Source organism: Prosthecobacter sp. (assembly GCF_049294395.1).
In the GTDB taxonomy this organism is placed as follows: Bacteria; Verrucomicrobiota; Verrucomicrobiia; order Verrucomicrobiales; family Verrucomicrobiaceae; genus Prosthecobacter.
This window is the reverse complement of the sequence record NZ_JBAQCR010000031.1, coordinates 1-24,153: the sequence shown is the minus strand read 5'-3', so window position 1 is coordinate 24,153 and position 24,153 is coordinate 1. Positions and strand designations below refer to the sequence as shown.

Below are 24,153 nucleotides of genomic sequence, written 5' to 3'. Positions count from 1 at the left end.
TCCCAGACGTTGCGGCATCACAAGAGGTGATTGGTGCAGGGATAGGGGGGCTGTTTGCATAATTTAAAAGAAGCTTTCAGGCACGGTGATGACGTCGTCCTCACGGACATAAAACATCATGGTTTGATTTCCGGACGCCATGCTCTGGACGTCCACTTTGAAAATTCTCTCCTGGCCTTCCACCACGCGCTTCACGAGCACCTTCTTGAGATTGGCGATGCGTGTCGGACCGCCGGCCAGCCCCAGCACCTGAAGGATGGTCAGGTTTTTTTCCGCCTGCAGCTCATGCGAGCCTGGCCGCTGCACCTGGCCCAGAATGGTGATGCGCTGCACGGAAAACTGGGAAATGAACAGGTTCACCTCCGGATGCACCAGATAGTCCTTCCGGTATTCCGCCTCGATCAGCCTCGCGGCCGCCGTCTGGCTCAGCCCCAGGATCTTCACGGCACCGATCAACGGACATTGAATCGTCCCATCATTCCGCACCCTGCCGCCTGCGGTCAGCTCAGGCTCATCGAACACGGAAACCTGAACCATGTCGCCTTCGCGAATCTGGTAGTCGGGTGGTACGATGCTCTTTTGTGAGGATTGAGTGGATGGGGCGCTGGATGGAAAGGCGCCCTGTTGTTGTGCGTTCAGTGCCGGGCTTGCGGCAGCACAGCACAGCGCCAGGCAGAGGCCACGCAGGCAGCCGTTGCCAAGAATGAATGAGAGATGCTTGTGTGTGATCATAAAAGTTGAGGTGTTTGCGCTTACCAGGAGCCCGTGATGCCGGCCCCCACGAGATCACGCGCAAATGGCTGTGATCCGACGCCGGTGGAGTCGTTCGTGGTGTGCTGATAGAAAACCTCCAGCGACAGATGACGCTGCAGCGCGTACTTGATCCAGGGCCGTGCAAATCGGACATTGTCTTTACGTGTGCTCGACACTCCGGCGACATAGGAATGATAGGCGGAGAAATCGTAGCCGAAGTCAGCGCCGATGGTGACTTTGCTGCCCAGCTGCTGCTGGATGCCCATCTGCATACCTTCAGACTGAAAGTACTGCCCGCCCAGAGAAGGGGAGTTTTGCGCCCGTGCATACAGGTTGGCATACAGGGTCGTTTTGGGGCTTGCCGCATACTTGAACCCCAGCGTTCCCAGCGGCAGCGTGGCATCACCCGCAGATGTCGTGTGGAGTACATGCACCCCGCCGGAACCCGTGAGCGAAAGCTTTTTGGAGGCCTCATACTCCAGGCGGCCGAGGTAATCCTGACCGCTCTGGTTGCCCGTCCTGTCCACCTCTTGAAGCATTTCATTGAACTGCAGTCCCAGCCGGAACCGGGGTGAAAAAGAGTAGTCTGCAAACACGCCGAACCGGTAGGTGGTGGATGAGATCAGTGCATCATAGTGCGTCCGCTGAAGCTGTCCGTTGAGACCCACGCGCACCTTTTCCGAAACTTCATACATGACCTGCAATTGCGGGGAGAACTGCACGCGCGATGCCTGTCCGCCCACGTCCAGATCACCGCCGGTCACTTGATGAAAGAGTCCCGAAAGCTTGATCGAAGTTTTCTTCATCCGGTAGGACAGTGACAGCCGCAGGAAATGGTTCAGCGAGTCTTGCTGGCTGTACTTGTCGTAGAAATTGAATTGCGCATTGTAGTCCGCCAGCACTTGCAGCTTGGCCTGCTCATCTCCATAGGAGTATTGAAAGCCCGGGCTGACACTGTACATCGTGTCGCTCTCAACATTCGTGTTTCGCAGAAACACATTCGAATCGTAGCGCCACGTGCCGGAGGTGAACACCCGCAGCTTCCAGTTCTTCAGAAGCTTCATCTGGTAGTTCATGAACTCATCCAGAAAGACATCTTCGGAGTCATTCTCATCGAGCGTGTCGAGCACCTTTTCGGACGCTGGTGAAGCGAGCGACGCCTGGGTGCCGGCGGCTGCATCACGCAGTGTCTCCTGGCCTTCAGCGTTCACGGCGTGCAGCATCATGCTGCACACAAGCAGTGCGGCCGAAAGGCGAAGGGATGTTGTTTTTTTGATTTTCATCGGCTGAGTTAGGGGGTGTCGGCTGAAACGACCGGAAGGGGTTTCTGCGGGGTGGACAGATCGGGGTTCGATGAAGGGTTGTTCGGAAGCGTGCCGGGTGTGTTTGTGGGGGTTCCGCCAATCGTTGTCGTCGTGCCGCTGGAGGAGGGGGTGACCAGCTGCTGTTTGGATTGGGTCAGAAGATCGCCTGAAGGTGTGCCACCGGTGAGGCTGGTGACCTTGCCCGTCTGTGTATCCACCAGATCAGCCTCGATTTTACCACCACGGTTGAACAGCCAGATCACCGAACCCTGCGGCACCTTGACCTGTCCGGCCACATCGCCACCGCTGGCCGATGCTCCTTTGCCAATGCTGACCTGGCTCAGGCCCTCGCCCACGGCCACCACCGTTCTGCCTTCATCGTGCTGCACGGTCCAGGTCGCTGCGGTGATCTGCTGGGTCGTTTTGTCCGTTGGCTGTGTGCCGTCGTTCGGTTCCGGCGGCCCGCCCATCTTGTTGACGATCACACCTTCATCCGTGACCACCGTCACTTTGATCGCTGGCTGGGTTTCTTTGGCTGTTCCTTCCGGGCCTTGCGGAACTTGGTCCATGTGAAACAAGGCTTTCCCCTCAAGGATGGTGCACATCACACTGCCGCCGCCATCGGAATTGGTGTCCGCTCCGTCAAACCGCACTTTCGTGTCGGGATAAATTACCACATGCAGCGTTGCCAGTGGCTTCAGCGAAGCCCCGGATTCAGCACCACTGGTGATGACTGCTCCAGATCGGACACTGTCACCCTTATGTACCTGCTTTTCACCCAGGCCGCCGATGGACACCATCACCACTCCTTTAACCGCCGCAAACCGCGCCGACACATGGGTGCCTTGCTGCGCCAGGAGCGATCCCGCAGTAAGAAATACCAGCAGCCAGCACAAAGAAAGAGGATGACGCTGCATTATCAGGTGGGTGCCCGGCTCAGCTTTGTCATTTGCCATGAAAACACGATTGTTTAGAATCATCATGAACTATAAAGCACAGGAATCTCCATAGAGACGCTTGCGTGGCTTAAATCTGGTTAAGGCTATGCTTATTGACAGCCCCTTCTTCTGAGAAGGCCCGGACCAAATAAATCCAAAGTAATAGACTGAGCCTCTAGGAATTAGAGCATGGCTCCGCCATCATTTGCTCTCTATTTACCAGTTCTGGCAGCGCCGCCACCAGGGGCGAGTCCCTCTCCGTTCCTTTTAGAATGACAGCAATTGCTGCATTCTCTATTCCGGGGACTCCTTGTCGATTCTATCCCTCGATGGCATGGCTCCGCCATCAGTCATGCCATGCGCAGCAAACGTCAGCCGCCTGCCCGCAGAGCGCATCTCCTTCGTTCCGCTCAGGCCGGCAGCAGTTGCTGCTGTCTCCTCACCACCTGGGGCACTTCGTCGAACATCTCTTCCTGCGGCATGCTTTGCCGCCAGTCCCTATGTCCTTCAGCCTCGGAATCCACCGCTGTGGACGCCGCCGCAAACCGTTCCCACTCGCCTTCGACGAACTGTTGGAATCGATCACGAAAAATCTTTGTGCTAAAACGCTCCGCATTGCTCCTGCAGGTGACTGCGTTCCACTCACGTGTTTCAAATTCAGCAATGGCACCCTGCAACGATTCAACGCTCTGCTCTCCGAAAAACAGTCCGGTTTTATTCTCCACGACCGTCTCCAGCGCACCGCCGCGTCCATAAGCAATGACGGGCGTACCGCAAGCCTGTGCCTCCAGCAGAATGATGCCAAAATCTTCCTCGCCGCCGAACACAAATCCACGCGCCTGCTCCAGATGCTGCTTCAGCACCGCCTGCGGTTGCCATCCCAGCGCCTTCACATTCGGTCCCGCAAGACGCCGGAGCTTCGGCAGTTCCGGCCCGTCGCCGATCACCACAAGTTCGCGCTCAGGCATCCCGTTGAAAGCCTCAATGATCAGATCCATCCGCTTGTAGGGCACCAGGCGCGATGCCGTCACATAGTAATTTTTCTTCTCATGGCAGGTGTCAAACCGCTCAATGTTGACCGGCGGATAAACCACCGTCGCATCTCTGCGGTAAACCTTTTCAATGCGGCGCGCGATGAAGCGTGAATTCGCCATGAAAGCATCCACACCCGCAGCCGTGCGGCTGTCCCACATGCGGATGAAATGCAGCATGCTGCGCACGAACCACGTCAGCGGCCCGCGATCCATCTTTGATTCCTTCAGATACTGGTTCTGCAAATCCCACGCATAACGAATCGGCGAGTGGCAGTAGCACAGATGCAGCTGCCGCGGTCCCGTGATGATGCCCTTGGCAAACGCATAGCTGCTCGTGATCACCATGTCATACCCGCTGAAGTCAAACTGCTCGATCGCCAGCGGCATCAGCGGGAAGCAATGACGATAGTACTTTTTGCCGCCGGGCATCTTTTGCACAAACGATGTTTTGACCGGCTTGCCGTTCAGAAATTTCCGGCTCTCATCGTCCAGGGCGTCGATCAGACTGAAGACATCAGCCTCCGGGTACACCTTGAGCATCTGCTCCAGAACTCGTTCGGCTCCTCCATAAACAGGAAGCCAGTCGTGGACGATGGCGATACGACGCTTGGATGGGGAGCTGTTCATGACGGTGTTTGTTGGGGTAGGGGAGTTTGGGGCAGTGTTCATGCCGCCTGTTGAATGGGGTGGTTTGCAGCCGTCTCGGATTCCTCACGGAACTCACGGCTCGCTGTCTTCTGAATCACAGATTCGATTTTTTCCTGCACTGCTCCCAGTGCGTAAGTGTCCTGCGCTGTCTGCTGCGCCTGCCGGGCGATGTCGTGCGCAAATTTGGAATCGTTAAGCAGGCGCTTCAAGGCATCTGCAAGTTCGCTCGCACTACCAGGATCCACCAGCAGTCCGGTCTGCTCATGCTGCACAATTTCCGCCGCACCACCGGCGCGCGCTGCGATCACCGGCTTGCCCGCCAGCATGCCTTCCACAATCACACGGCCAAAAGGCTCCGCATGTACCGAGGCATGCACCACCACATCAGCCAGGTCAAAATACGGCATCGTCTCCTTTTGAAATCCAGCGAAGTGAATTCTGCCAGCCAGCTCCGGCGCATCCGCCAGCGCATACAGCTGCAGCGCGTACTGGCGGTCCTCATCCGTGAAGAGCGCATCTCCCAGCAGCACCGCATGCGCCGCAGGCACCGCTTTCAGAGCCTCTAGCAGCACATGCTGTCCCTTCCAGTGCGCCAGCCGTCCTGCCATTAACACCGTCCATGCGCCACTCGGAATGCCAAGACTCTCACGCAAGCCTTCCACCTTGGCTTTATCCGATCGTTCTGCCAGAATGCGGAACCCGTTCGGAATGACCACGCACAGCTCTGCGCGTCCCCCACACGCAATGAAGGCCGCCTTCGTCGCTTCAGAATTCGCGATCACACTTTGCGCACAGAAGTTCGCGCAATGCACCAGCGCTTGCTGGTTCAGCACGCTGAAGTGGCCGTCCGCAATGATGTCATGCAGATGAAAAATCAGCGGGCGTCCTGCCAGTCGCGCCGCAGGCCCGCCGATGATCAAAGCCTTCGCGGTGTTAGCATACACCACATCAAAGGACCGCGCCGCTTTCACAAGCTGCAGCATCAGTTCCAGAATGCCCGGGATGGAGCGCAGCACACGTTTCAATCCCGCCTGCTTGTCCACCGTCGATGCCTCATCCCCCAGTTCGATCACGCTCGTTTTCACGCTCACGTTTTCCAGGGCCGTGCGAAACTCCCCGTCTTGAAACAAGATCACCTCGCTGTCCGCCGCGCGTGCAGCGGCGATGTCCAGCAGCATCAGCTCAGCACCTCCCAGGCGTCCCGTTTGATCAAGAAACAGCACCTGCGGCTCCTTGCTCTCAGTCTTTTTCCGGATGCTCAGCAGCTGCAGCACCATGCCGAAAAAGATGCCTCCCACACAGCCGAAAAAACCCGCCCACACATCCGCCATGTCCATCGCCCGGCCCGGGATCGAAGGTTGAATCACCTCCAGCAGAATGTTCAGCAGCGTGATGAATCCTGTCATCAGCCACACGCTTCTGAAAGCTTTCTTCAGCGTGCCAAACGCCAGCCACACCGTCATGCCCAGAATGCCGAAGGCACCCAGATTCAGCCAGAAATCCATGAGGTCGATGTACTCAGACCACCTGAAAGGCAGAAACGTGAAGCGCCGGTTTCCCAGCGTCGGTTTCAGCGCCAGCCACAGTCCAGCGGCAAGCATGAGCAGCAGTGCAATGCGTGCGTTTCGTTTCATGATGTTTGGGGGCGCCATCCTGCTTCGCGGTACACTTCACACACCTGTTTGGCGATCCTGTCCCAGGTGAAGCTCTTCATCACATGCTCACGGCAGGCCTCGCGTGTTGGCAGGCGCAGCGTCCCGTCCAGCCATCGGCCCAGTCCATCGGCGATGTGTTCGGTGCTCGTTCCTTTCAAGACCAGGTCTTCACCCAGCCCTTCCACCGTGTCAGGCAGTCCACCCACCGGAGTCACCAGCACCGGTGTGCCGCATGCGAGCGATTCCAGCGAGATCAATCCAAAGCCTTCCAGGGCGGAGCTCGGCACGATCGAAAGATCCGCCGCCGCATACACCGTCGGCAGCGTGGCTTCCGGGATGAAGCCGAGAAACTCCACGCGCTTGGACAAGCCTGCACGCAGCACCTGCTGCTCCAGTTCTTCACGCAGCGGACCCTGGCCGCCGATCATGAGCTTCACATCAGGATGCTGCTGAGTCACCTGTCCAAAGGCTTCAATCAATGTCTCCAGTCCCATGCGGCGCGCCAGCCTGCGCACGCAGACAATGATTTTCTGCTTCTGCGGCCAGACCAGGCGTTGCCGCGCTTCCACCACATCCAGCGGTTGAAAGGCATTTGTCTCCACACCTCCTGGAATGATGTGCACTCGGTCAGCCGGCACTCCATAACCCTGGCAGAGCTGATCACGAAACGCTTTGGAGAGCACGATGAATCGATCCGCACGGTGATACACCGCACGCTCCAGCATGCGTTTGCACATCACCGTATGCATCTTGCCGCCTTCACGCTGGGATTCGCTGGCCCATGGACCATGAAAATGCACCACATGTCCGTCCCAGCGTCGGCCCAGCAGGGCAGGCAGCGCATAGAGCGCAAAGTGAGACGCCAGCAGCCTGCCACGCCGTGGCACCACCGCTTCACGCACCGCCTTCCAGCGCTGCATCAGCGGTTTGTTCGCCGGCCCCAGGCAGGCCGCCTTTTCGGAATCACCAAAGCCATACGCCGTCACGCGCACACCCTGGCGCACCAGCGCGTTGTTCAGCCCGCTGAAGTAGCGGTCCACACCGCCTGCGGAGGCCTTCAAATTCATGCCAAGTTGTGCAATCATGATGCTTGGGCGACGTCGCCGATTTTGCGTGCCGGATTGCCGGCCCAGATTTCAAAGGGAGGAATGGTCTTTGTCAGCACCGAGCCCGCGCCGAGCACCGACTTTTGGCCGATCGTCAGAGGCGTGTTCGGCCGCGCCACCACGATGCTGTGCGCACCGATCGTCACATCATCCTCCAGCGTGATGAAGTGCGGAGAGCCGATCCACGTTTCCGCCGCCAGTGTCACATGATGGTAGATGCGGCACCGTTTGCCGATCCGCACCTGCGGGTGCATCACAATGCCCATCGCATAATGCTCCAAAATCACGCCGTCACCCACCTCCGCCTCAGCGGGCAGCAGGCACTTGTGCAGCGTGAAGTTCACCGTCTTCACGATGCGCGCAGGAAGTTTCCAGCCGCGGCGCAGCAGGCCGCGGCTCCACTTCCAGAGCAGTTCAGGACTGTGCAAACGCATGGCTTGAGTTAAACGACGGTTGTTTTTCCACCTGCCCGGCCTGCGGGTTCTTCGCTGCGGCGGTGAATGCTTCGATCATCTTCTGCGCCACCGCAGGGATTGAAATGTCACGCTCCACCCAGTGGCGGCCATTTTCCGCCAGCTGGCGGCGCAGCTTCGGTCCGCTGATCAGCTGCCGCAGCAGCACCGCCATCGCCGCCGGATCACGCTGCGTGAAAATCAGTCCGCCTTCACTCTGGCGAATGAGATGCGGGATCTCGCCGGAGTCAGAGCCGATCACCGCCGCGCCGCAGGCCATCGCCTCGGGGATCACTCGTCCAAATTGCTCTTCCCAGTTCGGCTGGGTTTCGGACGGCAGCACCAGCATGTCCATGGAGGCCAGCCAGCGGGGCGTTTCATCATGCGGCACATAGCCCGCGAAGTAGATGCGGTCACGCACGCCTTCATCCGTCAGCAATTTTTCAAACTCCGCCTGAAACTCACCCGTGCCCACCAGCACCATGCGCCAGTCCAGATCACGCACACGGCCCAGCGCCGCAGCAAGAGTGCGCAGGCCCTTCGGCTCGATCAGTCGGCCCACATAGCCGATCACCGGCACGTTGGTTTGCGGAAAGCGTTCCGGCGGCGTGGCTTTCAGCCGCGGATGGTAGCGCTCAGGATCCAGCGGCAGAGCGCACACGGTCTGCCTGCCACGGTAGCCCTTTGCCTGCAGCACCTCCGCCACACGGTCAGTGATAGGCAGTGCGAAGCTCGATGAGTCGTACACCATCTTCTCCAGCCATGAGAACGGCACCGGATACTTCTTGTTGATGTTCTGGCATGAGTAGAAGCCAAACGGCACCCGGATCGATCGGTTGTTCGCGTGGCAGACCTGCGCCGTGGCCAGCGCATACGGCTCGTGGTTCATGTAGATCACGTCCGGCTTCAGCTCGCGCAGAAAGCGCTGCCACCGCATGCGATACACGTGGAAAATGATGCTGCCGTTTTTCCACACGGCGCAGCGGATCACGGCGTCTTCCAGCCCCTTGCAGGGCTCCTGCCGCAGCGCGTTGCCAAATTCGTCGTGCCAGTTGTCCGGCACCACGAGGGTGATCTTCCAGCCCGTCTCACGTTGGACACGGGCATACACTTCCTGGTTCAGGGCCGTGGCGGAGGAATGACTGACGATGAGAATATGCATGGCTTTGAAATCAGTTGGAGCTGTTGAGGTGGGCGAGGTAGGCGTCTTCCGTCATCTGCGCGATGCGGTCCCACGTGTAGTTCATCTCCACACGCTCACGTGCGTTCGCGCCCATGATCTTGAGGTGGTGTGGATGTTCACAGAGCCGCCGCAGCACCGTGGCCACCTGCGCGGCATCATGCTCGATGAAGTCCCCGTTTTCACCGGGGGAGATGAAGTCTTCCGTGCCATTGATGCGCGTTGCCACCACCGGCAGGCCGCACGCGGCCGCTTCGATGGTCGCCAGGCTGAAGGCTTCATACCAGCTTGGAAACAGGAAGAAGTCCGCTGAGCCCAGGGCCTCAGGCATGTCTTTGCGGAAACCGCCAAAGACGATGTGATCGGCAGCGCCCGAATCACGTGCCATCTGGGTGAATCTCGCACGGTCAGGGTCATCACCCGCCACAAACAACGTCAGCGGCACATCCTTGAGATGCCCCATCGCCTGGATGGCAAAGTCCAGTCCCTTGCGCGCCCACTCGCCACCCGCAAAGATCGCCATGATGCGGTCCTCAGGCACGTTGTGCTTCGTACGCCATGCGCTGCGTGCCTCGGCGCTCAGCGGTTTGAAGCGCACAGTGTCCGCCGCATTGGGGACGATGCGCACCTGCGCCGGACCAATGTTGTAATGCTTCTTCAGCTCGGCAGCCACGCCACGTGACACTGGCAGGAACATCGGCGCCTTGTGCCCCTCACTGTGTTGATACAGCCGCTTTTCCGCCGCGCACGTCGCGTTCAGATACATCCAGCGCGTGAGCCGGCGTGCTGGCGATACTTTCTCGGAGCGCCCCAGCCGGTCGAGGATCAGCTTCTTTGCAGGCTGGATGTTTTGAATCGTCACCACATTGCCACGCTGCGTGTTGCAGCCGATCGTGTGGACGATTTCAAACTGTCCCGGACGTACCCGCCGGTTCACTTCAAAGTAATAGCTGCCGAAGTCGATCACCTCCGCCCAGTTCACTCCAGGCACGCGATGCCACGCGATGTTGGACAGGTCCAGATCTTCCGCTTTTCGCGCATAGAGATGCACCTCATGTTTTTTGGCAAGTCGTTCAGCGACTTCATTGACCGCGCGCGCGCTGCCATCACGGCGGTTGCAGTTGATCATGGCGTAGGCGATTTTCATATGATTCGGAAGTGAGGGTTTGAAGAGTGAAAATCTTGTCCGGCAGCCGTGGCACGCTCGGCAGTGGGTGGGAGACCGGGAGCAGGTGTTTCCCAAGCCTGCATGGGATCTTGGAACTCGGGCTGGTAGGTCTCCGGCATCCAGTACTGCGGAGTGGAGAAGGGGAGTGTCATGTTGTTCAGCGAGAGCCCCAGGAAGACCCAGAAAAGGGAAAATCCGCCAAACACATTTCCCACCGCGAGGAAGACGAGACAGCCCACCAGCACCACTCGTCCGGTGTTGAGGAAAGGGTCATGCCCTCCCAGCCGGATGCGGCGGCTCAGCTCGCTCCAGATCTGCGCCATGGCGGCAAAGAAGGCCAGTCCGCCGATCCAGCCAAACTGACTGAAGACCTCGATGTAGCCGCTGTCGCAAAAGCCTTCCTTTTCCCCACCAGCGCCGCCGATGCGCCCCGCGCCAAAGCCGGAGCTGCCCAGACCCAGGCCCAGCGGATGCTGCACCACCCAGGGCAGGCCGGTGGTGAGGATGCTCATGCGGCCTTTGAAGGAGCCGTCGTTCTGCATGTCCTTCATCGTGTCATAGCGCTTGGTGATGCGCTCGGATCCCGGCATGTATTGCAGGCCCACGGTGGCACCCACACCCAGCAGCACGGCCAGGACAATGACGCGGCCGATGCCCTTGCCTTTGGAAAGTGCAGGCTGGAGCATGGCCACCAAACCCACGATGATGAACATGCTGCGCGTGAGCGTCAGCACCACCACGGACAGCAGCAGCAGCACGGTGGCCCAGCTGCCAATGATGCGCCAGCGGGCGTTCAGGATCATCGGTATCGCCGCCCAGGCCAGGAAGCTCGCGCACGGTCCGCGCTCATGCATGGTGGAGAAGACAGACATCTCCGTGGGCCTCAGCTGGCCCAGATAGCCGACGAACTTCACCTCGGTGACCCAGAAGGCGTCCCACACGGGAATCGTGTAGTATTGATACCAGCCGTACACCGCCACGATGAGTGCGGCATATCCGCAGGATCTCATCCAGCGGTCCGCCGTTTGGGAGGTGATCGGTGCCGTTGCCGCGTAGAGAAAGGCGCCAAAGCCGGCCATCCATTCTCCCAGTGAGTAGAAGGCCCCGACGCCCGCGTTCACAAAGCCGATCACGAGTCCGTGGCCCAGCGCCACCATGATGAGGGTGGCCACATTCCGGCTGCTCGCTGTGAGCTGGCCAAAGCGTGCCATCGCAGGCACCAGCAGAATCGCGCTGACAACCAGCGGCGTGAGGCTGATGCTCGATAGCGGATTGAACGCGCCATTGATGTAGTAGTCCACCAGACGGCGGATGCCGCGGTTCAGTGAAAACACAAAGAACACATAGTCCAGCAGGTAGGTGGAGCGCTGCGCAGCCAGCACCACGGCTGGCAGCACGATGAGAAGCGCAATGAAGTATTCCATGCTATTGCAGCAGAGGTTCTGCGGCCGGGCACTCAGGCTCACTGGCGGGTTTCGCAGGTGTGGATGCCGTCACAGGATTGCGTCCGGTCCAGGCCATCACGGGGCCAAACCATGACGCGGGCAGATATTCAAATCGCTCAATGCCGCGGGTGCCGAACTCCTTGGCAGGGTTGCCTCCCACCAGGCTGAAGGGCCGCACATCCTTCACCACCACCGCCCCGGCTGCCACCACCGCTCCGCGGCCGATGGTCACACCTTTCAGCACCATGGCATCCGTGGCCACCCACGCGTAGTCCTCCACCACGATCGGCGCAAAGACGTGATCATAGGTGGGGGAGTTGATGTCATGGGAGCCGGTGATCAGCCGCACTCCGTCATTGATCACCACGCAGTTGCCGATCTTGATCTCCGCATGGGCCTGCATGCGGGTGATGCCGATGCTGCAGCCCTTGCCGATGCTCAGGTTCGAAGCCTCGCCATGCAGCGTCAGGTTGGAGATCACCGTGGAAGGTGCGATGCGCGCACCCTTCAGGGTCCAGCGCAGCGACTGCCAGCTGTAGCCCAGCAGGCTCGGCAGCGTCCACACACGCTTCAGCCAGGTCTTCACCCATGTAGGGCTGAGGAACCGGGGCTTGAGCCGGTTTTGAAAAAGATAGGCGAGCATAGGGATGTAGGAAAACCGAAGTCTGGTCAGACACCCTGCACACGCCCCATCAAGGGGCTGGCGTGGCTGCCTGCTCAGACATTAACCTCTCCGTTGTCTGAGTGCGGCTAAGGCATGCCTTAAAGGCGCCTAGGCGTCCGGTAAGGGTGGCCGCAAATCGCTGGCGCGGTTTCGAGCTCGGACGCAGCACAAAATCCACTCCGCGGGCCAGTCCAGGGCACACATGGCTGCCGATCAGCGCCTGCCACAAAGGGATCGTCCAGCGCACCAGACCGGTGCCATGCTTCAGCGCCACAAACGTTTCGTTGTAGGCGATGTCACTCGTGCCTTCGAAATTGAAAATGCCACGATGCACCGTGTCGCCATCATGTCGTGGAGCCACGTTGTGGATGATCTGCACGGTGGGATCAAAGATCATCTTCAGGTTTTGGGCTTTCGCCTGCAGGCCCAGTGCCAGCTCCCAGTTCACCTGCGCGCCCTTGCCACGCAGGCCGCTCTCAAAGCCGCAGCCGCGCAGGAAGTCACCCTTGAAAAGACAGTTCGAGCCGCGCAGCACCTGCACCAGCCTTGCCTTGCCGCCGCCACGGTGGTGTCCGCCCGTCACACGGCCAAACCAGTGCACATTGCCCACGTCCTCTTCCAGCGGTTCGGTCCTGCGCATTTCCGGGTAGTCCATCAGCATGTCGCGGGCGCCTGCCGCCACCACGTCCGGGCGGGACTTCACATGCGCCAGCATCGTGCTGAGCCAGTGCGGAGGGATCTCCACATCATCATCCAGCAGGGCGATCCACGGCGCCTGGCATTCCTTCAGGCTGGAGTTCATCGAGCCCACCACGCCCACACCGCGCGCCTCCACGGCACGCACCGGCAGCACGGCCTCATATTCTTCGATCACCGCACGCGTGACATCATCATCAGCGCGCACGCCTACCACGATCTGGTCTGCCTGCTTCTCCTGCAGTTTCAGTGCCTCCAGGCACCGGCGCAGGTGGTCGGGCCGCTTCAGGGTGGGGATGATGACGTCGATTTTTTCCATGATGGATCAGGCGGGTGAAAGGTTCTTGAAAGGGGAGCGCAGTGCGTTCTCGAGAATCGTGGTGATCTGGCTGGTCACGCGGCCAAGATCGAAATACCGTTCGGCCACCGTGCGGGATTTGACTGGCGCCTCAGGCAGGTGCTGGCCGAGGCGCATCAGCGCGCTGGCAAAAGTTTCCGGTCGGTCGTCTGCCAGGTGGATGTCGCGGTCGCAGAGATAATCGGCGTTGCCGTTCGTGTGGCCGACGATGACGGGCAGTCCGCACGCCTGCGCCTCGGCCACAGAGGAGCCAAAGTTTTCCTCGTCGCTTGGCTGGGCCAGCACATCATGCTGGCGCAGCAGCGCGGGCACCTCCGTGCGGGGCATGGATTTGATCCAGCTCAGGCGGTCGGGGAAAGGGAAGGAATCGATCAGTTTTTCATAACCGGGCACGAAGCCCGTGCCGCCCACGATGGTGGCGCGCACATGCAGCCCTTGGCGGATGGCCAGCTCCTGACCTCGCAGGAAAAGATCCAGCCGCTTGCGTGGGATGATGCGGCCCAGCCACAGCACGCGCAGTTCCGCTTTCGTGGCCGGCGTTTCCTCTGCCGGGCGGAACATGTTCAAATCAATCGGGTAGGGCAGCGTGTCCACGCGCTCTTCCTCGATGCCATAGACTTCAGTCAGCGTTTTCTTCGACTGCTGGCTGCCCACGATGATGTGGTCCGAGTACTTCAATCCTGGCAGGCCGATGGACGACAGGCGGATGCGCGCCAGCATCAGCCATTGCAGCGCCTTGCGCGGACCTGCGAGTTTCTTGATCTCAGCAAAGCGGGACACAATGGACCGCGCATCCGTACCGGGCGGGCCTTGGGCAAAGCTGATCATCGGCAGATTCCTCACACGGCCCGGGGCATAGTCACCGAGCCAGAGGCAGAGGTCATAATGGCGTGTGGCATGCTGCTGGCGCATCTTCTTCAGCAGCAGATGTTCATAGGTGGCGCAGTCCACACGGCAGGCCATGAAGCCCAGAGCCGGCACCTTCTGCACCCTGGCGCGGAAGCGGTCCGGGCCCACATTGTCCGTGCAGACAAAGTGGAAGCGCTCATGCTCGCCCACGCAGGGGCGGGGATCCACAAACGAGGGCTTCGAAAAGAAGTCCACCTCGTGCCCGTCTTCAAGAAGTGAACGAAGCAGCAGAGCATTGGCCGAAGCCACGCTGCCCTCCTGGGCTGAGACATATCCGCTGACGGCGATTTTCATGGAGTTCGAGAGTGATTTGCCCGGTGCGAGTCTTCTTCTAGGTTGTCGTGACTGCGGCACCCGCAATGGCCGCAGGACGCCGCGTCAGTTTGCGCGAGAGTTGGATGAACGGGAGTTCCACAAAGGTGTAGGTCAAATGACTCGCGATCAGCACCACCGGAGCCGCGACGAGACTTGAAACCGCAAACAAGGCCCACTTCGAATGGGCAGCCCATGCGGCGTCCTGCAAACACCAGACACACACCATCATGAGCGGCCAATGGAGCAGGTAGATGCTGTACGACCTGTCACCAATCCAGACCAGCCAGCGGCTGGCGAGAAGACTCCGCAGCGGCCGGATGAGAGCGTCAAAGGCATGACCGGCAGGCAGGGCGGACAACAGGGCGAAGGACCATAAGATGAGCGCTGTGTCCTTGGACCAGACGATGGCCGCCAGCATGAACGCCACGGTTCCTAGCGTGGCGGAGGTCATGTTTTTTTGCATCTGGCACCATGCGGCATGACAAAAGGCACCGATGGCAAAGTAGCCGGTGTAGGCTGGCAGAAAGGCATCATTCCATGCCTTCCAGCGCTCGCCACCAGCCGCCCCCAGCGCCAGCACAAGGATGCCCAGAACCAGGAGCCACGTCCTGCCGCTGCGTGCCATCCATAGACAGAGGGGCGCGATGAGATAGAACTGCCATTCAAGACCGATGCTCCAGGCCGGTGGCAGAATGTTTGCATGCGCGTTCGGGAGCCAAAACTCAGGAATCATCCCATGAACGATCATCAGGGTGGATGTCAGAAACGCAGCGGGGTGATCCATGAAATGGATGATGCGTTCCTGCCGATAGGCGGTTTCCGGCGGGCCATGCTGCCAGACCTGGACTTCAAGCGGTGCCACGAATGAAGCAAGGATGACCGCCACGGCGAGCAGGGGCCACAGGCGGAAAAAGCGGCGGACCATGAATGTCCACCACCCTATGCCGGATTTGTGAAGCAGATGGAAAATCACAAAGCCGCTTAGGATGATGAAAACATGCACGGCCTTTTCACCGCGTCCCAGCAGGGCGGCAACGCCCAGAAAGGGAATGCCGCAAAACATGATGAGATGGTGGAACGCCACATAGACAGCCAGCAGGCCACGAAGTCCATCAAGTTGCGGGAAACGGTCGTTGCTATCGTTGGATTTCATGGCTGCAAGGGTCTGAAGGAAGTTTGATGTGGAGGATATCAGGCGGCGGGCCGGTCAAAGTAGATCCAGCGGAAATTGTCCGACGGTCTCTCAGTGTAGCCTGCTTCTGCCATCATCTTGCGGATGTCGTCGGCAGCCTTTTCCAGCGTTCTTTCCGACGTGTTGTGCATCTCGATCGCGATGGATTTGATGATGCGGCGTTTCAGGCTTTCCCGTGCGCCTGCGATGACCTTCTCATCGAAACCTTCCACATCCACCTTGATGGCGGAGACTTCCTTCAGGCCGTTGGACTCGATCAGCCAGTCCAGCGTGACCACCGGTACACTGCGGCGTTCGCGGAAGCGGTCAAGCCGGCTCGGGCGGGTGCACAGCGAAGAGGCACCGCTGTTGGTGGAGGGCTGGACGACAAAGTTCGCACTGCCCTCGAAATCACCAATGGCGAAGGGAGCCAGTGTGCAGGTGCTGCTGCGGTTAAGCTGCACATTGCGCAGGATCACAGGCCACAGCGCCGCGTTGGGCTCCACGCAGATCACTCGTGCAGCCTTCAGAGTGGTGGCGGCAAACATGGAGAAGTAGCCTTCATTCGCCCCCACATCCAGAAAGGTGCCGGTGGAGTCGAGAGTGGATCTGAGCCACTCTTCCAGCTTCTCTTCATACTTGCCTTGTGCCAGGGCATCCGCCAGCGGGCTGATGGGATCCAGCCAGAGTTTGACGCCGTTGTCTTCGATCTGCGTTTCCACCCGGCGGGTGCGCAGCGCCCATTTCACGCATGCTCCAATTTCTTTGGGGTGGGTGTTAAGGCACCAGTGGCGGAGTCCGGGTCTGACTGATTTTTTGAGTGTGTTCATGTTCGTTTGTTTTGTTTATGAGGGTGATTGACAGAGGGGGGATTGCGCCGCCGGTGTATCAGCGGAAGTGGTGACGTAGCTTGAAAAAAGGTTTCTCCAGGAAGTGATAGGAGAGGATGGCGGCCGCGAAGGTGGGGACCAGCCACATCGGGTAGGTCATCCACCAGGGATCAGTGAGGCCGAACTTTTCAGGCTTCGCGCAGAAGAGGTTTTGCCAGACGTAGATGGAGTAGGAGAGCATGCCGAGCGCGGCCACCGGGCGCCAGTTGAGACAACGGTAGAGGCCCCACGAAGGCAGCATGATGCTTTGCAATGCCAGAGCAACGCAGCCGAAGGACTGAAAGGTCCGGCCCAGACCCGCCCAACTTGCCCAGCCGAGGCTCTTCAGCCCAGCCGGCATCCAGGCACGGTCGGTGATCCAGTGCATGACATACGGCTCCACCAGCATGAGCACGCTGGCTGCGATCACCAGACGTGGCCGTGAGGTGAGAAATGATCGCAGCCCGCGCTCGTCCGCAGCCAGCCAGATGGCCGCCATGCAGCCGATCGCCAGCGAGTCCACATTGTTGAAGAAGGACCACTCATGGAACAGATTTCTCCACAGCGGCGCGTCGGAGTAGGGGAACTGCCACAAGCAGCGGTTGATGAAGGCCACCACGATGGCGGCCACTACTAAAAAAGGCATGATCCGCGTGCGCACTGCCGGAGCCAGCGAAACAAACAGAAACGGCCAGATCAGATAAAACTGCTCCTCCACAGCGAGGGACCAGAAATGGTTGCTGAGGTTGTTTCCACCCGGGTAGAAATCGCGCGTGAAGGTCAGGTTGGCGATCCATGTTGTAAGATCATGGTCACAGATGGTGAAATACTGGATGACACCCGCCACAATCAGGAACGCCACATAAACTGGCAGAATGCGCAGCGCACGCCGGGCGTAAAAGTTGCGCAGGTTCACCTTCTGCGTCTTGCGTTCCTCACCCAGCATCAGCCAGGTGATGAGCAGTCCTGAGACCACGAAGAAAAACCGCACGCCGAGATGACCGTCGAACAGATGATGGAAAGGTTTCGCCAGCCGCTCCGGAAAACCAGTGGTCAGTGCAGTGTGGGCGCCGAGCACGAGAACGATGCTGAGCGCACGCCAGCCGTCCAGTGATGGCAGGCGCGTCAGAATCGCGTCTCTGGCCGCCACCGGCGCCGCATGGCTTCTGATGGCCTTTTCTGCCTGGGGCGGAAAGTCCAGTGGTTCGGCAAGTGTTGTCGGGCTCATGGAGTGTTGCAGAACGGGTGATTTTTATTGTTTGGATTGCCGGATCCGACACACGAAAAGTCAGGTGGCAGGCTTGGTCTTCCAGTAGACATTGTCGTTCGCCGAAGAGCGGAACCGCTGCGTCAGCCGGTACCAGATTCCAATCCAGAGGCTGTCGTAGCGCATCAAGACACGCAGACGCTCCCATTTGCTCTCCGTGTACTGGTGCAGCACGCTCACCAGGCTGCCGTCTGCACGACGGGCCATGCCGGTGAGCAGCGAGAACACAGGCTCACCAGTCACGGAACCTCCCTGCATGCGGCGGAGCCATGTTGCACGTGCGTGAAAAACTCTGCCATCGCGCACATTCAGACGATTGACGCGATGTGCGAAAGCAGGTTCACGCAAAATGATGTTCATCGCCACCTGATCGCCATTAAAGCTAGGGGCCGTGCGGCTGATCTCCCAGATTCTGGTGCACATCTGCTTCAGTGCACCAGCAGTGCCGACGATCACTCCGGAGCAGTACACTTCCTCACCATGCATCGAGGTTTCATAGCTGGGGAAAACTTTCCGCAACGTGCTCAGATTCCATTCCGAATCGCAGTAGCGCCAGCCTTCGGAACTGACGGCGATGTCGAGACCCTCGGCAGGCTTGAGAAGTTCAGACAGTTGCGAAGGATTGCTTTGAAACACCACATCTCGCACATCCGTGGCAATGACCAGCGTCTCAGGAGGCATCTCGGCCAGGATGGTTTCAAAGTCCTTGAAGCGTCCGCGATTGACGGAGATTTCCATTTTTGCGCGCCGAACATCCACGTTTTGACGACGCATGGCGTCAATGACGTGGTCGCTGATGTCTTCGTAGGCCACCAGAACGACACGGCCGTCAAAGCCTGTGCCGCGCAGGGAGCGAATCCATGGCGCGACCACGGGCCATTCGTGATGATTGATGGCTCCAATAACAACAGTGTTAGCAGTGGGCATATTCGATGAGGGTGGAGGGTGAATTCGAAGGGCTTGATTTGGCGGAGGTGGTGTTAAAAGGCGGGAAATGCTTCTTCATGTGCTGCCAGCGGCGGATGGTGCGCAGCTTGAGTGGCTTGCGTGCTTTCCAGAGGAGCGGCAGGTCACGGCACAGGTCAGCCAGTGCCTCCTTGAGCAGCGGCTGCCAGTCTCCATCGGTCCAGTCGTTCGCCTGGCGGAGATAGCGCGCGCCTTGCAGGACGCGTGGTGTAAAGCTGAGCGTGAGCATCCAGATTGGTTCATGCAGCACAGCCTGATACCAGATGTTGCGAGCGTTCAGCTTGGCGCGCTGGCGGCTGTTGCGCGCATTGGGGCTGGGGTTGTGGCAGATGCAGCGCTCTGGAAGATAGAGAACGGCGAAGCCCGCATCCCACTGACGTTTGCAGAATTCGTTCTCCTCGTGCGCCATTTGCAGCAGATCTTGGAAACCGCCGATCTGATGATACACATCTGCGCGAGTCAGTGCAGCGCAGGTCATGAAGCCGCAGGTGAAGCATGGGTGCTCCACCGGCGCCGGCTGCATGTAGGGCCCCAGTTTTCCATCTTCAGTGGACTGCGGGTAGGCGATCGAACCGATGGTCGGTTCGTTTTTCAGGATGTGGAGGCCGTCTTCAATGCCCTTGCGCTCAAGCACGAGGGAATCGTCATCGAGGAACAAGTAAACAGAGCCCGTGGCCTGCGCCGCCAGCATGTTGCGGCCGGTGGTGGGAAAGACCTGCTTGTCTGTGGAAATGATCTGCAGGCGGTTGCGAACTCCGGCAGGCACGGAATCGAAGCAGTTGTCCCTCCAGGGTTGCTTCGGGGCGTTTTTGAGCAGCAGCACCTCGTGCAACTGATCGCCTAGTTTGGAGAGGCTTGCCAGACAACGGGTGACTTCCTCGAGGCGGTCACTGCAGATGATCAGAGCTGAGATTTCATGTGCCATGGTTGTGGGTGGGAATGAGGGTGAAGAAGGATGAACTCATCGGAAGCGATGGCGCAGGTTCAGCAGCGGTCGCTCCAGTCCGTAGTAAGACACCACGGCCACCAGCAGTGCTGGTGCCAGCCAGAGGGGGTAGGTGTTCCACCAGGCGTCGGGAATACCGTAGTTTTCCGGCTTGGTGCAGAAGAGCTGCTGCCAGATGTAGATGGAATAGGAGAGCACGCCGAGTTGCATGACCGGGCGAAGATTCAGAATACGGTAGATCGGAAGCCGTGGCACTACGACGCTTTGCATCATCAGCAGCGCGAAGCCCAGGGACTGCAGGGACCGTCCGGTGACGACATCCACCTTCTGACAAAGATGGTCGAAATCGGGGATGGTCTGCAGGATTTCAAGATGAAGCAGCACCGGAGTGAAGAGCAAAAACAGGCCGCAGCCGGGAACCAGCAGTGGGCGTGTGCTCAGGAATTCGCTGATCAGTTCACGTTGCCGAGCCAGCAGCACGGCAAAAACGCTGCCAATAGCGAGAGTGTCAGCATTGCTAAAGAACGACCACGGACCGATCATTGCCCGCTGCATCCGGTTCATTTTGTCAATGGAGGCTGGATCCCATAAGCTGAAGAGATAGCGGGCGCTCATCGCGAGCACGATTGTTGTTACCACCAGCGAGAGGCATTTTTTCAAGCTCGACTGCGGCTTGGCGTAGATGAAGAGAGCGGGCCACACGAGGTAGAACTGTTCCTCGACCGACAGGGACCAGAGGTGGTTGCTGGTGAAGTGATCGTAGAAAAAGTTGCGCGTGAAAGTGAGGTTGCCGAACCAGGCGCTGGCGCTCTGGTGGAAGGGGGTGAAGGCCTGGAGAGCAGCCAGCACCCCAAGAAAGACCAGATACACAGGAAGGATGCGAAGGGCCCGACGTGCATAAAAATTCTTCAGTCTCACGGTGCCTGTACGGTGCTCCTCGCCGAGCATCAGCCATGTGATGAGAAACCCTGAGATCATGAAGAAAAACCGCACTCCCAGCTGCCCGTCAAACAACTGGGTGAAGAGATGACGATGCTCTTCGGGAAATGCTTTGGTGTGGATGTTATGCTCGCCGAGGACGATCAGAATGCTGAGGGCACGCCAGCCATCTAGCGATGGCAGGCGGGAAGTCAGGGCCGCGCTGGCCGGAGCAGCGGTGATTGCCGCCCCGGCTGGAATGCGAGTTTCCAGAGCGAGCTGACAATCCGCAGTGTCTTGTAGATAGGAGCTCATTATGTGGGAATGGCTTGAGGTGAAAAGTGTGAACGTGCCGTGACTGCTGATTCAAGTCACAGCGAGTCCCGTGGGCGATGCCGCTGCGCCCGGCATGTGTTGCTTTGCATTCTCGCACGCTTTGCGTGAGTTCATCTGCGCATAGACGGCGAGCCATTGGTCGAAGACGTTTGATGGCGCGCAGATTTCCTCGACGAGCTTCCTTGCCGCTTGGGTCATCTGTATTTTCGCCTCGGGGTTTTCGGTGAGATAACGCACGCCCTCGACAAGCTCCGCGTCGGTGCTGCAGACGATGCAATGTTCGCGATGGCGGACCGGGATGCCGTCGATGCCGTGCTGGTTGGTGACCACCGGCACGCCGAGTGCAAAGGCTTCGAGCACCTTCACTTTGATTCCCGAGGCATGTTCAGGCGCATAGACCATGCAGTCGAGTTCGCGGAAGTAGGGAATGATGTCCGGCACGTTTTGAACGATGCGGGCTTCAGGATCGGCGGCCCGGGCATCCTCTCCGAGGATGCGTTCAGCACCACGGCCGACGAGAAAGAGTCTTGCGTCCTTCACCGCCTGCTTGATGCGGGGCCAGAGCTTCAGAAAATGACGTGCGGCGGCACGGGTGGGAGCCCAGGCATAGCTGCCGATCATGCCGATGTTCAATGCCCGCCCTTCCGAGGCTGATGGCGCAGCATACGGGTAGCCGGACAAATCGAGCCCAAATTGAACGGGATGAAGCTGTGCTGCAGGGTTGATCAACGACACTTCATTCGCAAGCGCCGGAGTCACAGCGGCCATGTATTTGAAGGTCTTGAGCATCTGGCGCTCGCGATGGAGATTCCATTTCACCCGCAGTCCATGATGCTTTTCCGAACGCATGTCGGCGTTCAGCAGGTAGTGGAGATTGAGAACGGTGCGGTCGAGGTGTTTGAGGCCGGGCCAGCAGGCGGAATGTGTTTCCAGATGCAGCACGGCTTCGGGATCGCGCATGGATTCGTCAAGGGCCGCCATGAAGGCTGCGTCATAGAGAAAGGCTCCCTGCCAGAAGAGGCTGCGGGTGGTGCGCAGGAAATTTTTTGGCACTGATTTGGCGCAGAAGAGGCGCAGCTTGCAGTTCGGTGCATTGAACATCTCGCGCATCGCGATGGCGTCTTTTTCATCGAAGTACTCGATGAAGGCTTCGACATCCACACCACGGCGGATGGCCTCCGAAAGGAGGAGATGGGAGAGTCGTGCAGCGGCCCCCAGGAAGGGAAGGGGAGGCTCAGGGAAGACGTACTTCAGCTTCATGGTTCAGTTCTGGGAGAGGATTTTCGAGTAGACTCGTGCGGTGTGCCGCGCTGTTTCGTCCCAGCTAAAAGTCGCGGAGCGTGTCACTGCGCGCTTCTTCAACTCGTCACGATAGGACTCGTCGCAGGCGATGCGCTTCATGAGTCCGGACAGCTGCTGCGTGGTGTCGAGCTTGAAGGTCTCACCTCCTGGGCCGAGAACTTCGGGAAGACTGGTGGCATCTGCGGCGATCACCGGGCAGCCCATGGCGAAGGCTTCACAGATCTGCAGGCCGAAGCCTTCGTAGAGGCTGGGGTAAACAAACGCCAGGGCTCCGGCATACAGGCCCGGCAGCCATGCATCGTCGACGCGTCCCAGCAGCAGGCAGCGTGATTCCAGATTCAGCTCCTTGATAAGGGGCTGCAAAGTGGAGCCGTGTGTGGCGATGCCGCCTGCCATCACCAACCGAGTGCTGTCCAGATTCGATTCAGCGAAGGCCTTCAGCATGAAGGGAACATTTTTGCGCTGCTCAAACCCGCCGACATAGAAGAAGTAAGGTGCCTCATTCAACTTGTCCTGAATCTCCTGCGGCAGTGGGGTGAAGGAAGGGCTGAAGAGCGGATCGGCGGCATTGGGAATGACCTGCACCCGGCCACGCCAATGCGGACGCTGCTCCACAATGCGGTCATGGCTGTACTGGCTGACTGTGATCACTTGGTGCGCCACCTTTTCAGTCAGCCAATGGTCCATCTTGTTTGGCAGCACTCTCATCTGCCGCAGATCAGAGAAGCGCATTTTGCGGTCCTGCATTTCGATCGCGTCATGGATGGTCACGACCGTGGGACAGGGGGAGTTGAGCGGCAGTCCGAAGTGATGAGGCGTGTGAAAGAGTTCGATCTTCTCACGCTTCAGCAGCTTGGGCAGGTCGATGGACAGCCAGCGCCAGTAGCGCGGGGTCTGGGTGTGGACGATCCGGACGCCTGGAGACAACCGCGAGGTGATCTCCTGGTTGATGGCGTAGGGCGTGAAAAGTGTGATCTCGTGGCCTTCGCGGTCGAGCGCGTTGATCAGATTAAGGCCATAGCGTGTCCAGCCACGGATTTCGGGGGAACCAAAGAGAGAAGCGTTGAATCCAATGCGCATGATTGAACCGGGGATTGAATATTTCCGACGGAGTGGGTCAGATGCTGGCGCGTCCGCGCCAGCCATTGAAGAGAAGGACGGAGTCCAAAAGCATGTTGCCCAGCGAGCCCGCCCACATGAGGCCGATGGCGCCGCTGACGGTGGAAAGATCCAGCACAAATGCGGCCAGAGCCTGGGAGCCAAACACGGCGATCGGACGCAGCCAGGAGTGACGGACCCAGCCCTTGGCCTGAATCGGAATGGTGGTCACCGTGGCGAAGAACGAGAAAGCCTGAAAGCCGAGATAGAGGACGAGCTCGTTTTCCAGTCCTGCGTATCCAGGGCCGAGAAGGAAGAGGAGCTGATGGCGCAGCAGCCAGCCGCAGGCCACGATGACGACGCCAATGACCACAGAGAGAAGACTGCTGCCTGTCCACATCTTCCACAGGCGCTGCATGTTCTGTTCCGTGGACATGCGGGGGAGCATGATGCCGGAGGCGACCGCCAGTGGGATTTGCAGAATCAATGCGACGCGGCAGATGGCCCCGAGATCAGCGACTTTGTCGATGTTTCCCAACCAGCCCACAATGAACAGGGCCACTTGGGCTTCAAACAGGTGCGTGATGTTGGCGGGCAGACCGATGATGAAGTACTTCTTCAGGCGCTGTGTGGCGGCGGGATCGGCCGGGGGCCC

Annotated in this window: 22 protein-coding genes; all 22 read right to left on the bottom strand. The window is 59.2% G+C overall.

Features of this window, described 5'->3' with window-relative positions; translation table 11 throughout:
* Window positions 1-63: 63 nt before the first annotated feature.
* Window positions 64-732 (bottom strand): polysaccharide biosynthesis/export family protein, encoded by a 669-nt coding sequence (locus WAW39_RS01995; protein WP_422315234.1) that lies wholly within the window; start codon window positions 730-732, stop codon window positions 64-66.
* 20 nt (window positions 733-752) lie between these two features.
* Complete coding sequence (locus WAW39_RS01990; RefSeq protein WP_422315232.1) at window positions 753-2,036, bottom strand: hypothetical protein; 1,284 nt, start codon at window positions 2,034-2,036, stop codon at window positions 753-755.
* An 8-nt stretch (window positions 2,037-2,044) separates the two neighbouring features.
* Window positions 2,045-2,974 (bottom strand): hypothetical protein, encoded by a 930-nt coding sequence (locus WAW39_RS01985; RefSeq protein WP_422315230.1) that lies wholly within the window; start codon window positions 2,972-2,974, stop codon window positions 2,045-2,047.
* Window positions 2,975-3,405: 431 nt separating this feature from the next.
* Window positions 3,406-4,656, bottom strand: coding sequence for a glycosyltransferase family 4 protein (locus WAW39_RS01980; RefSeq protein WP_422315228.1), 1,251 nt, complete (start codon window positions 4,654-4,656; stop codon window positions 3,406-3,408).
* Between the two features lie 38 nt (window positions 4,657-4,694).
* Entirely contained in the window at window positions 4,695-6,311 is a 1,617-nt protein-coding gene (locus tag WAW39_RS01975) for a VanZ family protein (protein WP_422315226.1), read from the bottom strand.
* Window positions 6,308-7,417: a glycosyltransferase family 4 protein gene (locus WAW39_RS01970; protein ID WP_422315224.1), complete on the bottom strand. Its 1,110-nt coding sequence runs from the start codon at window positions 7,415-7,417 to the stop codon at window positions 6,308-6,310. The genes WAW39_RS01975 and WAW39_RS01970 overlap by 4 nt, the downstream gene beginning before the upstream one ends.
* On the bottom strand, window positions 7,414-7,872 hold the full coding sequence (locus tag WAW39_RS01965) for a DapH/DapD/GlmU-related protein (RefSeq protein ID WP_422315222.1): 459 nt from the start codon (window positions 7,870-7,872) through the stop codon (window positions 7,414-7,416). The genes WAW39_RS01970 and WAW39_RS01965 overlap by 4 nt, the downstream gene beginning before the upstream one ends.
* Complete coding sequence (locus tag WAW39_RS01960; RefSeq protein WP_422315220.1) at window positions 7,853-9,052, bottom strand: glycosyltransferase family 4 protein; 1,200 nt, start codon at window positions 9,050-9,052, stop codon at window positions 7,853-7,855. The genes WAW39_RS01965 and WAW39_RS01960 overlap by 20 nt, the downstream gene beginning before the upstream one ends.
* A 10-nt stretch (window positions 9,053-9,062) precedes the next feature.
* Window positions 9,063-10,217 (bottom strand): glycosyltransferase family 4 protein, encoded by a 1,155-nt coding sequence (locus WAW39_RS01955; protein ID WP_422315218.1) that lies wholly within the window; start codon window positions 10,215-10,217, stop codon window positions 9,063-9,065.
* Entirely contained in the window at window positions 10,214-11,662 is a 1,449-nt protein-coding gene (locus tag WAW39_RS01950; RefSeq protein WP_422315216.1) for an O-antigen ligase family protein, read from the bottom strand. Before WAW39_RS01950 ends, WAW39_RS01955 begins: the two co-directional genes overlap by 4 nt.
* A gap of 1 nt (window position 11,663) precedes the next feature.
* Window positions 11,664-12,086 (bottom strand): acyltransferase, encoded by a 423-nt coding sequence (locus tag WAW39_RS01945; RefSeq protein ID WP_422315272.1) that lies wholly within the window; start codon window positions 12,084-12,086, stop codon window positions 11,664-11,666.
* A gap of 289 nt (window positions 12,087-12,375) precedes the next feature.
* Entirely contained in the window at window positions 12,376-13,362 is a 987-nt protein-coding gene (locus WAW39_RS01940; RefSeq protein ID WP_422315214.1) for a glycosyltransferase family 2 protein, read from the bottom strand.
* Between the two features lie 6 nt (window positions 13,363-13,368).
* Window positions 13,369-14,604: a glycosyltransferase family 4 protein gene (locus WAW39_RS01935; protein WP_422315212.1), complete on the bottom strand. Its 1,236-nt coding sequence runs from the start codon at window positions 14,602-14,604 to the stop codon at window positions 13,369-13,371.
* A 37-nt stretch (window positions 14,605-14,641) separates the two neighbouring features.
* Complete coding sequence (locus WAW39_RS01930; protein WP_422315210.1) at window positions 14,642-15,778, bottom strand: acyltransferase family protein; 1,137 nt, start codon at window positions 15,776-15,778, stop codon at window positions 14,642-14,644.
* Between the two features lie 38 nt (window positions 15,779-15,816).
* The gene (locus WAW39_RS01925) at window positions 15,817-16,626 is read right to left on the bottom strand and encodes an FkbM family methyltransferase (protein WP_422315208.1); all 810 of its coding nucleotides are present in this window, start codon (window positions 16,624-16,626) and stop codon (window positions 15,817-15,819) included.
* A 58-nt stretch (window positions 16,627-16,684) separates the two neighbouring features.
* The gene (locus WAW39_RS01920; protein ID WP_422315206.1) at window positions 16,685-17,893 is read right to left on the bottom strand and encodes an acyltransferase family protein; all 1,209 of its coding nucleotides are present in this window, start codon (window positions 17,891-17,893) and stop codon (window positions 16,685-16,687) included.
* Window positions 17,894-17,953: 60 nt separating this feature from the next.
* On the bottom strand, window positions 17,954-18,859 hold the full coding sequence (locus tag WAW39_RS01915; RefSeq protein ID WP_422315204.1) for a hypothetical protein: 906 nt from the start codon (window positions 18,857-18,859) through the stop codon (window positions 17,954-17,956).
* Window positions 18,846-19,823 carry a glycosyltransferase family 2 protein gene (locus WAW39_RS01910; RefSeq protein ID WP_422315202.1) on the bottom strand — a complete coding sequence of 326 codons (978 nt, stop codon included), beginning with the start codon at window positions 19,821-19,823 and terminating at the stop codon, window positions 18,846-18,848. Before WAW39_RS01910 ends, WAW39_RS01915 begins: the two co-directional genes overlap by 14 nt.
* 36 nt (window positions 19,824-19,859) lie before the next feature.
* Entirely contained in the window at window positions 19,860-21,077 is a 1,218-nt protein-coding gene (locus WAW39_RS01905; protein WP_422315200.1) for an acyltransferase family protein, read from the bottom strand.
* Window positions 21,078-21,128: 51 nt separating this feature from the next.
* Window positions 21,129-22,358, bottom strand: coding sequence for a glycosyltransferase family 4 protein (locus WAW39_RS01900; protein ID WP_422315198.1), 1,230 nt, complete (start codon window positions 22,356-22,358; stop codon window positions 21,129-21,131).
* A gap of 3 nt (window positions 22,359-22,361) precedes the next feature.
* Window positions 22,362-23,480, bottom strand: coding sequence for a glycosyltransferase family 4 protein (locus tag WAW39_RS01895; RefSeq protein WP_422315196.1), 1,119 nt, complete (start codon window positions 23,478-23,480; stop codon window positions 22,362-22,364).
* 37 nt (window positions 23,481-23,517) lie between these two features.
* The coding region (locus WAW39_RS01890) for a hypothetical protein (RefSeq protein ID WP_422315194.1) at window positions 23,518-24,153 on the bottom strand (636 nt) is incomplete at its 5' end.

Coding starts and splice junctions, on each gene's coding strand:
- WAW39_RS01995 (WP_422315234.1), bottom strand. CDS start 732: ATGATCACACACAAGCATCTCTCATTCATTCTTGGCAACGGCTGCCTG.
- WAW39_RS01990 (WP_422315232.1), bottom strand. CDS start 2,036: ATGAAAATCAAAAAAACAACATCCCTTCGCCTTTCGGCCGCACTGCTT.
- WAW39_RS01985 (WP_422315230.1), bottom strand. CDS start 2,974: ATGCAGCGTCATCCTCTTTCTTTGTGCTGGCTGCTGGTATTTCTTACT.
- WAW39_RS01980 (WP_422315228.1), bottom strand. CDS start 4,656: ATGAACAGCTCCCCATCCAAGCGTCGTATCGCCATCGTCCACGACTGG.
- WAW39_RS01975 (WP_422315226.1), bottom strand. CDS start 6,311: ATGAAACGAAACGCACGCATTGCACTGCTGCTCATGCTTGCCGCTGGA.
- WAW39_RS01970 (WP_422315224.1), bottom strand. CDS start 7,417: ATGATTGCACAACTTGGCATGAATTTGAAGGCCTCCGCAGGCGGTGTG.
- WAW39_RS01965 (WP_422315222.1), bottom strand. CDS start 7,872: ATGCGTTTGCACAGTCCTGAACTGCTCTGGAAGTGGAGCCGCGGCCTG.
- WAW39_RS01960 (WP_422315220.1), bottom strand. CDS start 9,052: ATGCATATTCTCATCGTCAGTCATTCCTCCGCCACGGCCCTGAACCAG.
- WAW39_RS01955 (WP_422315218.1), bottom strand. CDS start 10,217: ATGAAAATCGCCTACGCCATGATCAACTGCAACCGCCGTGATGGCAGC.
- WAW39_RS01950 (WP_422315216.1), bottom strand. CDS start 11,662: ATGGAATACTTCATTGCGCTTCTCATCGTGCTGCCAGCCGTGGTGCTG.
- WAW39_RS01945 (WP_422315272.1), bottom strand. CDS start 12,086: ATGCAGGCCCATGCGGAGATCAAGATCGGCAACTGCGTGGTGATCAAT.
- WAW39_RS01940 (WP_422315214.1), bottom strand. CDS start 13,362: ATGGAAAAAATCGACGTCATCATCCCCACCCTGAAGCGGCCCGACCAC.
- WAW39_RS01935 (WP_422315212.1), bottom strand. CDS start 14,604: ATGAAAATCGCCGTCAGCGGATATGTCTCAGCCCAGGAGGGCAGCGTG.
- WAW39_RS01930 (WP_422315210.1), bottom strand. CDS start 15,778: ATGAAATCCAACGATAGCAACGACCGTTTCCCGCAACTTGATGGACTT.
- WAW39_RS01925 (WP_422315208.1), bottom strand. CDS start 16,626: ATGAACACACTCAAAAAATCAGTCAGACCCGGACTCCGCCACTGGTGC.
- WAW39_RS01920 (WP_422315206.1), bottom strand. CDS start 17,893: ATGAGCCCGACAACACTTGCCGAACCACTGGACTTTCCGCCCCAGGCA.
- WAW39_RS01915 (WP_422315204.1), bottom strand. CDS start 18,859: ATGCCCACTGCTAACACTGTTGTTATTGGAGCCATCAATCATCACGAA.
- WAW39_RS01910 (WP_422315202.1), bottom strand. CDS start 19,823: ATGGCACATGAAATCTCAGCTCTGATCATCTGCAGTGACCGCCTCGAG.
- WAW39_RS01905 (WP_422315200.1), bottom strand. CDS start 21,077: ATGAGCTCCTATCTACAAGACACTGCGGATTGTCAGCTCGCTCTGGAA.
- WAW39_RS01900 (WP_422315198.1), bottom strand. CDS start 22,358: ATGAAGCTGAAGTACGTCTTCCCTGAGCCTCCCCTTCCCTTCCTGGGG.
- WAW39_RS01895 (WP_422315196.1), bottom strand. CDS start 23,480: ATGCGCATTGGATTCAACGCTTCTCTCTTTGGTTCCCCCGAAATCCGT.